This is a genomic window from Histophilus somni (assembly GCF_014202395.1).
GTDB lineage: Bacteria > Pseudomonadota > Gammaproteobacteria > Enterobacterales > Pasteurellaceae > Histophilus > Histophilus somni.
This window is the reverse complement of record NZ_JACHGQ010000019.1, coordinates 1-9042: the sequence shown is the minus strand read 5'-3', so window position 1 is coordinate 9042 and position 9042 is coordinate 1. Positions and strand designations below refer to the sequence as shown.

The following is a 9042-nucleotide window of genomic DNA, read 5'->3' as shown; positions in this document are numbered from 1 at the left end:
AAAATTTCTAAGGAAATAGTTGAAAAAGGATATAAGTATAAAGCTGATATTCCGTCAGGTAATAGCAATGATACCAGCATAAAACTAGGCTCAACTATATCTATTGTTAAATGGACAAACTCGCCGGCATCGGGGACTGGACAACCAGCAGTAACTGTTGGCACAGGAATAATTTCTCAAACACCAGCTGTTAATTACGATGGCTCTAATTTACAAACTAGATATACCTATGACAGTAGCAATGGCAACGCTAAAATCGAAATCGGCTTTAAAAATGCACCGACATTTAGCAAAGTAATGCTTGATGAAGAACAAACATATAATGGCGTAAATGGAAATAGCGGAAGTACAGATTGGAAAAAAGAACTCATCACTAAAGGCTACCTTGAACAAGCGTTAGATAAGTTTAAGTTTAAAGTATCTACTGGCGAGAGTGATGATAAGACTATTGAAATCGGTCGTGGCGATACATTGAAGTTTAATGCTGGCTTGAATATTAAATTGACTTTAGAGAAGAAAGATGGGGCAACGTCTACCAGTAGTGCAACAGCTCCAGCCGCTGCACCAGCACCAACTCCATCAGTGGCAAGCGGTTCGTCAAGCGATGTAAGTTCAAATGGCGGAGGTAGTGCAGTTCCGTCAAGTAGTACAAGTACAAACGGCGGTGGTTCAGGCAATATGGCTTCGTCAGGTGGTGCAAATGGCGGTGGTTCAGGCGGTGCAAGCATGGCTACGACGGGAACTGCTCCAAGCACGCCAACTAGCACAACAAGCGATACGAGTACGACATCGAACACAACGGCGGTGCTAACCATTAATACGACTGATGAATTAAGCAATATAAAATCAATTTCTTCACCGTCTAAAAACGGAAGTGGGGGCGGAAATGGTACTGATACAGACGTCACCAAACTTACCTTAGAAGCTGATAATGGGGCAACTTTCCAAGTGGGTAGCACTGGTGCGAAAGTGAATATCAATAAAGAGGGTATTGCACTGATGCCACAAGGGGCGAATAGCACAGGCGGATCAAGTGGAGCAGATCCATCTGACTCACCATCAATCACTATTAACGCAGGTTCAAAACCGGCAGATCAAAGTGGTCTAGAATCGTTTGAGAAAGATCAAGGTCCATCTATTGCGTTCTCCACAAAAAATACTGACGGTAAGAAAATCGGCTCAGGCAAAATCACCGGTCTTGCTGATATTAAAGAGGGTGAAAGTGACGGCACCAGTGCAACGAATAAAAACTATGTCGATGGCAAAGTATCCGACTTAAACAATAACCGTCCATTTGATTTTTATTTAGACAAGGAAAAAGTAGTTAAAGGTAAAGATGGAAATTTCCACAAAGCAGACAAACCTGCTGAAAAACTTACTGAGGAAGAGAAGAAACAAGTCGTGATTAAAGCCGAACCAAGCACCGCACCTATCGGGATTAGCAATGTGGCAAGCGGTTTGGGTATCACAACACCAACAGACGATGAAAAAACACAACTTAATAAACTTGCTGAGAAAGTGAGTGAAAAAGTGACGGCATTAGGCAAAAAAACAAAAGATTTTTCTGAAAAAGCAGAAAAATTTGCTGACTTAGAGTTAATGGTAGACAGTTTAAAACAAACAGTGGATACCATGCCTGATGGAGAAGCTAAAGAAAAAATGCGTGAGGATTTGAAAAAATACGAAACGGAGTTGTCAGCTGCCGAAGAGGTTAAAAAGAATGCCAAAGAAGCCGTAGAATCGGCACGCAACGAGTTAATTGAAGCAAATGGGGACTATAACGCTTTTTCCGAGGCGATAGCAAAAGTCGAAGAACTGGTTGAACCGGATAGCGAAGCTAATTTAACCAATGTCGCTACCGTTGGCGATTTGCAAGCTGTAGCAAGAGCAGGGCTGAATTTTGTCGGTAATGATGATGTAACCGTGCATAAAAATGTAGGTGAAACCCTGTCCATCACAGGCGAGGGAACATTTAACAGCGACCGCACTGCCACCGGCAATATCAAAGTGGAAATGGCACAAGACGGTAAAGGCTTAGAAGTGAAATTGTCTGATCAATTGAAAAATATGACTTCGTTTGAAACTCGTGAAGTGAACGGTAAGAAAGCCCGCTTGGACAGCAACGGTTTGAGTGTGGAAAATACAAGCACAAAAGAACGCTCTCATTTAAGCGAAAACCGTTTGGCGTTCTATGATGAAAAAGGATTGGGATTGAATTTAGATGGCAAAGATCGAGCCTTAAAAGTGGGTGAAAAAGCGATTATTAGCATCAACGGCAAAAATGAGGCTTTAGTTGAAGATCTCAATGCCTCTAGTTCAGGTCAGGCAATTGCGAATAAAAACTATGTGGACGCAAAAAATAATGAATTGCGTACACAGCTTCATAGTGTTAATCGTGAATCACGTTCAGGAATTGCCGGTGCAAATGCAGCAGCTGCGTTGCCAATGATTGCGATGCCGGGTAAATCAGCACTTGCTGTCTCTGCTGGGGCTTATAAGGGGCAAAGTGCGGTGGCTTTGGGCTACTCTCGTATGAGCGATAACGGTAAGATTATGTTGAAACTACATGGCAACAGCACCTCAACCGGCGATTTTGGTGGCGGTGTCGGTATTGGCTGGGCATGGTAAGTAACGCCCTTTGAGCTAAAAAAGCAGTGAATGATGATCTGCTCCTTAATCAGTTGGTTGTTTAGTCCAACTTTTGGGTGCAGATCGGAATCACTGCTTTTTTGATGCGGATTTACTATGATACTTTTTAATGGTGATGGAACTGTAATATCATCACCAGCCCAGTATTAGTCTTAGGTGAAAGCGGTTAGAATATATTAACTTCTGTCCTCGAAAAAGAAATATTCATTGAGGGTATAGAAGAAATTCACTGATGTATTAGGGGAGTTAGTAGGAATTTCGTTTTTTAGAGAGAGGAGAACATCAATATATGAAATATTCGTTTATTTCATAATGAATCGGCATATAATGTCAACCTTTCATGTTAAATAAAGGATTCGCATTATGGAATTTTCTGTTTATCTACAATTTTTTATTGGGTTAATTGCGTTGGTTAATCCAATTGGGGTTGTTCCTATCTTTTATATGATGACATCTGGTCAAAGTCGTGTTCAGCAAAGTCATACTGCTATGATTACTTGTTTTTCGATTGTCGTTATTTTATTGATCAGTTTTTATTTCGGTAATTTCATTTTAAGTTCGTTCAATATATCGATTAATTCATTCAGAATTGCCGGCGGTATTGTCGTTGTGATGATTGCTTTAACTATGATTAATGGAAAAATTGGTGATCACAAAATTAATAAAGAGGAACAAAAAGAGGATTTTAGCGAAAAAGATAATATTGCAGTCGTTCCGTTAGCTATGCCAATTTTAGCGGGTCCAGGATCAATTAGTGCTACTATTGTTCTAGGTTCTAGTCAGAGTTCATGGAGCGAATACTTATATTCGTCTATTACAATCGCACTTTTTGGTTTAACTTGTTATATTTTATTTCGTTATTCAGAGCCAGTTATAGAAAAATTAGGTAAGACAGGATCAAATGTAATAACAAGGATTATGGGGTTATTGCTAATGTCTTTAGGTGTAGAAATTATCACTACCGGCTTAAAAAATATAGGCGTTTTTTAGCTTCAAAGTCATATTATCCAGTAAAAAATACACCGCACTTTTTTATGCTAAACATTGTTTTTTTTCAGTATAATAAAAAACATTTTTTCACAACAATGATGGAACAATAATTATGATAAATACAAAATTTAATGTAAAAACCTTTCAGGGGATGATTCTTGCCTTGCAAGATTTTTGGGCAAGCAAAGGTTGTTCCGTAGTTCAGCCTTTTGATATGGAAGTAGGTGCGGGGACATCGCATCCAATGACTTGTTTACGTGCTTTGGGACCTGAGCCGATGGCATTTGCCTATGTACAACCCTCCCGACGTCCAACTGACGGTCGTTATGGTGAAAACCCGAACCGTTTACAGCATTATTATCAATTCCAAGTGGTGATCAAACCCTCTCCGGATAACATTCAAGAACTTTATTTAGACAGCTTAAAAATGCTCGGTTTCGATCCAACCCAAAATGACATTCGTTTTGTAGAAGATAACTGGGAAAATCCAACACTTGGTGCATGGGGTTTGGGCTGGGAAGTATGGCTGAACGGAATGGAAGTGACACAATTCACCTACTTCCAACAGGTCGGAGGCTTGGAATGTAAACCGGTAACTGGTGAAATAACCTATGGCTTAGAGCGTTTGGCGATGTATATTCAAGGTGTGGACAGTGTATATGATTTGGTATGGTCTGACGGTGAATTTGGCAAAACTACTTATGGCGATGTATTCCATCAAAACGAAGTAGAGCAGTCTACCTATAATTTCGAATATGCAGATGTAAATTTCTTGTTCCATTGTTTCGAACAGTACGAAAAAGAAGCTCAATACCTAATTGATTTGGAAAAACCTCTTCCTCTTCCTGCTTACGAGCGTATTTTGAAAGCGGCTCATAGTTTTAATCTACTTGATGCACGCAAAGCGATCTCCGTTACTGAACGTCAACGCTATATCTTACGCATTCGTGCCTTAACCAAAGGTGTGGCGGAAGCCTATTATGCCAGTCGTGAAGCATTAGGATTTCCGGGGTGTAAAAAATAATGACAAAACCGATTTTATATTTTGCCCACTGGTGCCCTGACACCGAACCGTTTGTCGCTGAACTAGAACGCTTGGGTGTGGAATTTGAAGAGTGCGACATCACAAAGTGTGGTGCAAATCTTAAACTTTTTTTACGTCTTCGTGACTACCACCCAGCCTTTAATCACGCCAAAGCCAAAGGCTATATAGGTATTCCGGCATTGTTGTTAGAAGGGGATAAAGTGGTGTTGGATTTGGCAGAATTAGAAGGGATTTTTGGTTAGCATACAGTGCATGATGGAGAAATGACAAAATGTATAGATTACTTTCAGGTGTATATCATCGGCGGTGGTATAAGGTGTGTTATTTTGCCTGTCATGCTCATTTAGGTATATTACTATTCAAATATTTAGCAAAATCATTATGGAGAAATGACAAAATGTATAGATTACTTTCAGGTGTATATCATCGGCGGTGGTATAAGGTGTGTTATTTTGCCCGTCATGCTCATTTAGGTATATTACCATTCAAATATTTAGCAAAATCATTAGATGATGTTTTGGCTGAGTATGCTAAACAACCGAAAGAGATACAACAATCAATTATGCAGCGTGTGAATTATTATAATAAACTAAATTGCTCTATCGCTCTTTCGGGCAGTTTAAATAAGGTAGGCTACTTTAAAAAACATGGTTCCTCACAATATTTTTTTGATTTAGCTAATTTATTGCGTTACTTTCCAAAAGGCACTAGCTTTGCTCATCAATTTGGAGATGTAACACATATTCCTGAACAGCCCACTTTAGTGAAAAGTAGACCTATTTTTGTAGGAGAAGAAAATGCCAATTCGGTAATTTTAAAGTTAGATAGTGTACGTCATTTTTATATTTATCCCGACCCTTTTAATTTCTCTCAAAAATTAGATAAATTAATATGGCGAGGGGGGGGGGACACCAACCGCATCGATTGGCGTTTTTGCAGAAATTTTATTCTCATCCATCATGTGATATTGCGTGTGTTCATCGTAAATCACAAGGCAAGCCGTGGCATGGTTCCTTTATGAGCATACAAAATCAGCTACGCTATAAATTTATTTTAAGCATAGAAGGAAATGATGTTGCCACGAATTTAAAATGGATTATGGCTTCTAAGTCATTATGTTTTATGACTACGCCAAAATATGAAACTTGGTTAATGGAAGGGCTATTACAACCGAATGTACACTATGTACATTTGCAAGATGATTATAGTGATTTGGATGAAAAATTGACATTTTATCGTAAAAATCCTGACGCAGCTGAAAAAATTATTATGAATGCTAATAAGTGGATGCAACCATTTTTCGATAAAAAACAGGAATTAATAACCTCACTTTTAGTATTAAAAAAATATTTTGAAAAATGTGAAAAAACTTACTAAGGTTGTATTACTGAACAATAAAGAACAGTAGCATTTAATGCAGAAGATACAGCTGTTTTATCGGAAGAAGGTGATTGAAAAATGTTTATATCAAATCAGATTATGGAAATTTTGTAAAATAAAAATCAAGGAGAAAAAATGAAATATGCCTTTATCGACTATGAAAACCTGAATTCATTAGATGGTTTAGCATTACAAGAGTATGATCGAATTTTTCTCTTTATTGGTGCATCTAATAATCAAACTGAAATCAGATTGACAGAAAAACTTAGCGATGAAGTTAATATAACACTGATTAAAATAAAATCTGTGGCTAAAAATAATGTCGATTTTCATATTGCGTATTACTTAGGAAAGTTAGATGCAATATCGGATAAAACTGTTGAATTTTATATTTTATCCAATGATCAGGGCTATGATGGTATTTGTAACTTTATTCAACATAAAAAACAGGGGCGGATTTGTCAAAGAAAAGGTGTGCGGTTAGAAAAACAATCCGCTACACAAATAAACAATTTTGGAGAAATTAATAATATTTTTCAGAAATATACGCAATATATGGAACAAACGGCAACTAGAAATTTTCCAGTAAGATTGGAAAGCTTAAAAAACAATATTCGTAGCCGTTGCGGTTTAAATAATATTGATATAAAAGAGGCTGAAAAATTGGTTGTTCTAGTAATTGATAAATTGCTTTCAGAAAAAGTAATAAAAATTGCTGATAACAAAGTAAGCTATCCTAAGCGATAGCAAAGAGTGAATTTTTATTATTTATGCCACTTTCTTTTAAGCAGAAAGTGGCTAAAAATTTAAATACTCGGATTGAATTTTTCTATCAAAATGTGAGCTGACATTCTGTATTACATGAAGATCTACATCATAATTAAACCAAGTTTATTATTTTGTCATGTCGTTAGGAAAATGATGATGAGCGTAAACTGGCAAAAGCAATATCCGCCGCTTGTAAAGTGCGGTCAATATCTGCGTCAGTGTGTGCTAATGACATGAAACCTGCTTCAAATGCAGATGGTGCAAGATAAACACCTTGTTCTAACATTTTGTGGAAAAATAGATTAAACTTTTCAACATCACATTGAATTGCTTGTTGGTAAGAGGTAACTTCATTTTGTGTGGTAAAGAAGATGCCAAACATTCCGCCTACATAATTGACTACAAGCGGGATATTATGTTGATTTGCTAAGTTTTTTAAACCTAATGCCAATTTTTTTGTGAGCATTGCTAAACGTTGTTCATTACCTTCTTTTCTCAATTCATTTAAGCATGCGATTCCGGCAGACATAGCAATTGGATTTCCTGATAATGTTCCTGCTTGATATACGGGACCTGTAGGTGCAATATATTGCATAATTTCTTTTTTGCCTCCAAAAGCACCAACGGGCATACCTCCTCCAATGACTTTTCCTAATGTTGTTAGATCAGGTGTCACTTCATAGTAAGATTGTGCACCGCCTAAGGCTACACGAAATCCTGTCATGACCTCATCAATAATAAATAGAGAACCATATTCATTGCAAAGTTGACGCAAGCCTTGTAAAAAATCCTGTTTCGGAAGGATGCAGTTCATGTTACCTGCAACAGGCTCAACGATAACGCAGGCGATTTGATCAGGATATTGTTCAAAAGCATTTTTGACAGATTGAAGATTATTATATTCGCAAGTGATGGTATGTTTAGCAAAGTCTTCCGGAACACCGGGAGAGCTTGGTTGTCCCAAAGTCAAAGATCCGGAGCCGGCTTTGACAAGCAAACTATCCGAGTGACCATGATAACAGCCTTCAAATTTTAAAATTTTATCTCTTTTAGTATAGCCTCTAGCCAAACGAATAGCTGACATAGTTGCCTCTGTTCCCGAATTGACCATTCTCACCATTTCAATTGATGGGACTAATTGACAAATTAGTTCCGCAAGTTCAATTTCAAGCGGTGTAGGTGTTCCAAAACTTAGCCCATTTTCTGCTATTTTTAGTACCGCACTTAAGATTGATGGGTGGTTATGACCTAAAATCATTGGTCCCCAAGAACCTACGTAGTCAAGATATTGTTTTCCTTCTATATCGAAAATATACGCACCGTTGGCTTTTTCTATGAACACTGGCGTTCCGCCCACACCTTTAAATGCTCTAACTGGAGAGTTTACTCCGCCTGGAATAACTTGTTGTGCACGAGAGAATAATGTCGCTGAAGTTGTCATGATAAATCCTTTAATATATTGTTAAAAACACACTTTGTATTCTACTGTAAATGAAGATAAATTTATAAAAATATTTATAATACGAGGTTTTTTAATGGGCTTTTTCGATGTTCTTTTACATTATTTATTATGCACCCAATTGCTCAACAAATTGAATTAGTTGGTAAACACATTATCGTAAGCATCATAAAGGTGCAATTCTTCCTTATTTCGTAACGAATTTTGTCATTCCGTTGGGTTAAGAGAATGAAAAAAGAACGCAGAGAATAAAATCATGAAATGTAATATCACTTCATAAATTTTATTAAAAAAACGTCAGTTTGGATAAAAAATTATCTAATAATAAAAAAAAGTAAAAAAATGCTAGACAAGTAATTGTGAAACTCTTAATATACGCCCCGCAACGACGCGATGAGCGCTCGTAGCTCAGTTGGATAGAGCGTTGGCCTCCGGAGCCAAAGGTCGCAGGTTCAAATCCTGTCGAGCGTGCCAGGCGACGTTATATCAAATGTGGTGGCTATAGCTCAGTTGGTAGAGCCCCGGATTGTGATTCCGGTTGTCGTGGGTTCAAGTCCCATTAGCCACCCCAATTAGTCGGCGAGTAGCGCAGCTTGGTAGCGCAACTGGTTTGGGACCAGTGGGTCGTAGGTTCAAATCCTATCTCGCCGACCATTTTTTTTGTTCTTTAACAAACTATCAGACAAACTGTGTGGGCACTTGTGAGACTGTATTAATAAGAGATTAAAAGAGTAAGATAAGTGCTTAAACT

Annotated in this window: 8 protein-coding genes and 3 tRNA genes; 10 read left to right on the top strand and 1 reads right to left on the bottom strand. The window is 37.8% G+C overall.

Going from position 1 to position 9042, the window contains the following annotated elements:
• From HNR69_RS09415 to HNR69_RS09390, 7 genes are all read left to right on the top strand, one after another.
• Window positions 1-2628, top strand: a 2628-nt coding sequence (locus HNR69_RS09415) for a YadA C-terminal domain-containing protein (protein ID WP_183405675.1), incomplete at its 5' end; no start/stop codon positions are given.
• Window positions 2629-3012: 384 nt separating this feature from the next.
• Window positions 3013-3639 carry a YchE family NAAT transporter gene (locus tag HNR69_RS09410; protein WP_075293978.1) on the top strand — a complete coding sequence of 209 codons (627 nt, stop codon included), beginning with the start codon at window positions 3013-3015 and terminating at the stop codon, window positions 3637-3639.
• 115 nt (window positions 3640-3754) lie between these two features.
• On the top strand, window positions 3755-4663 hold the full coding sequence (gene glyQ / locus HNR69_RS09405) for a glycine--tRNA ligase subunit alpha (RefSeq protein ID WP_147590563.1): 909 nt from the start codon (window positions 3755-3757) through the stop codon (window positions 4661-4663).
• The gene (locus HNR69_RS09400; RefSeq protein ID WP_075293979.1) at window positions 4663-4926 is read left to right on the top strand and encodes a hypothetical protein; all 264 of its coding nucleotides are present in this window, start codon (window positions 4663-4665) and stop codon (window positions 4924-4926) included. The genes glyQ and HNR69_RS09400 overlap by 1 nt, the downstream gene beginning before the upstream one ends.
• A gap of 29 nt (window positions 4927-4955) precedes the next feature.
• Window positions 4956-5705: a hypothetical protein gene (locus HNR69_RS09660; protein WP_256692869.1), complete on the top strand. Its 750-nt coding sequence runs from the start codon at window positions 4956-4958 to the stop codon at window positions 5703-5705.
• On the top strand, window positions 5702-6061 hold the full coding sequence (locus HNR69_RS09655; protein ID WP_232451441.1) for a glycosyl transferase family 90: 360 nt from the start codon (window positions 5702-5704) through the stop codon (window positions 6059-6061). The genes HNR69_RS09660 and HNR69_RS09655 overlap by 4 nt, the downstream gene beginning before the upstream one ends.
• Window positions 6062-6199: 138 nt before the next feature.
• On the top strand, window positions 6200-6811 hold the full coding sequence (locus HNR69_RS09390; RefSeq protein WP_011609385.1) for a PIN domain-containing protein: 612 nt from the start codon (window positions 6200-6202) through the stop codon (window positions 6809-6811).
• Between the two features lie 163 nt (window positions 6812-6974).
• Here HNR69_RS09390 and hemL read toward each other — a convergent pair whose 3' ends face one another.
• The gene (gene hemL, locus HNR69_RS09385; protein WP_075293980.1) at window positions 6975-8273 is read right to left on the bottom strand and encodes a glutamate-1-semialdehyde 2,1-aminomutase; all 1299 of its coding nucleotides are present in this window, start codon (window positions 8271-8273) and stop codon (window positions 6975-6977) included.
• 415 nt (window positions 8274-8688) lie between these two features.
• Here hemL and HNR69_RS09380 point away from each other — a divergent pair.
• The 3 genes from HNR69_RS09380 to HNR69_RS09370 all read left to right on the top strand — a co-directional run bounded on the left by HNR69_RS09380 (window position 8689) and on the right by HNR69_RS09370 (window position 8945).
• A tRNA-Arg gene (locus HNR69_RS09380) sits at window positions 8689-8765 on the top strand.
• Between the two features lie 21 nt (window positions 8766-8786).
• Window positions 8787-8862, top strand: a tRNA-His gene (locus HNR69_RS09375).
• A gap of 6 nt (window positions 8863-8868) precedes the next feature.
• Window positions 8869-8945, top strand: a tRNA-Pro gene (locus HNR69_RS09370).
• Window positions 8946-9042: the final 97 nt, after the last annotated feature.

What these genes read in the sequence shown, in the direction of transcription:
- HNR69_RS09660 (WP_256692869.1), top strand. Translation starts at nt 4,956, where the DNA reads ATGTATAGATTACTTTCAGGTGTATATCATCGGCGGTGGTATAAGGTG.
- HNR69_RS09655 (WP_232451441.1), top strand. Translation starts at nt 5,702, where the DNA reads ATGAGCATACAAAATCAGCTACGCTATAAATTTATTTTAAGCATAGAA.
- HNR69_RS09410 (WP_075293978.1), top strand. Translation starts at nt 3,013, where the DNA reads ATGGAATTTTCTGTTTATCTACAATTTTTTATTGGGTTAATTGCGTTG.
- HNR69_RS09400 (WP_075293979.1), top strand. Translation starts at nt 4,663, where the DNA reads ATGACAAAACCGATTTTATATTTTGCCCACTGGTGCCCTGACACCGAA.
- hemL (WP_075293980.1), bottom strand. Translation starts at nt 8,273, where the DNA reads ATGACAACTTCAGCGACATTATTCTCTCGTGCACAACAAGTTATTCCA.
- HNR69_RS09390 (WP_011609385.1), top strand. Translation starts at nt 6,200, where the DNA reads ATGAAATATGCCTTTATCGACTATGAAAACCTGAATTCATTAGATGGT.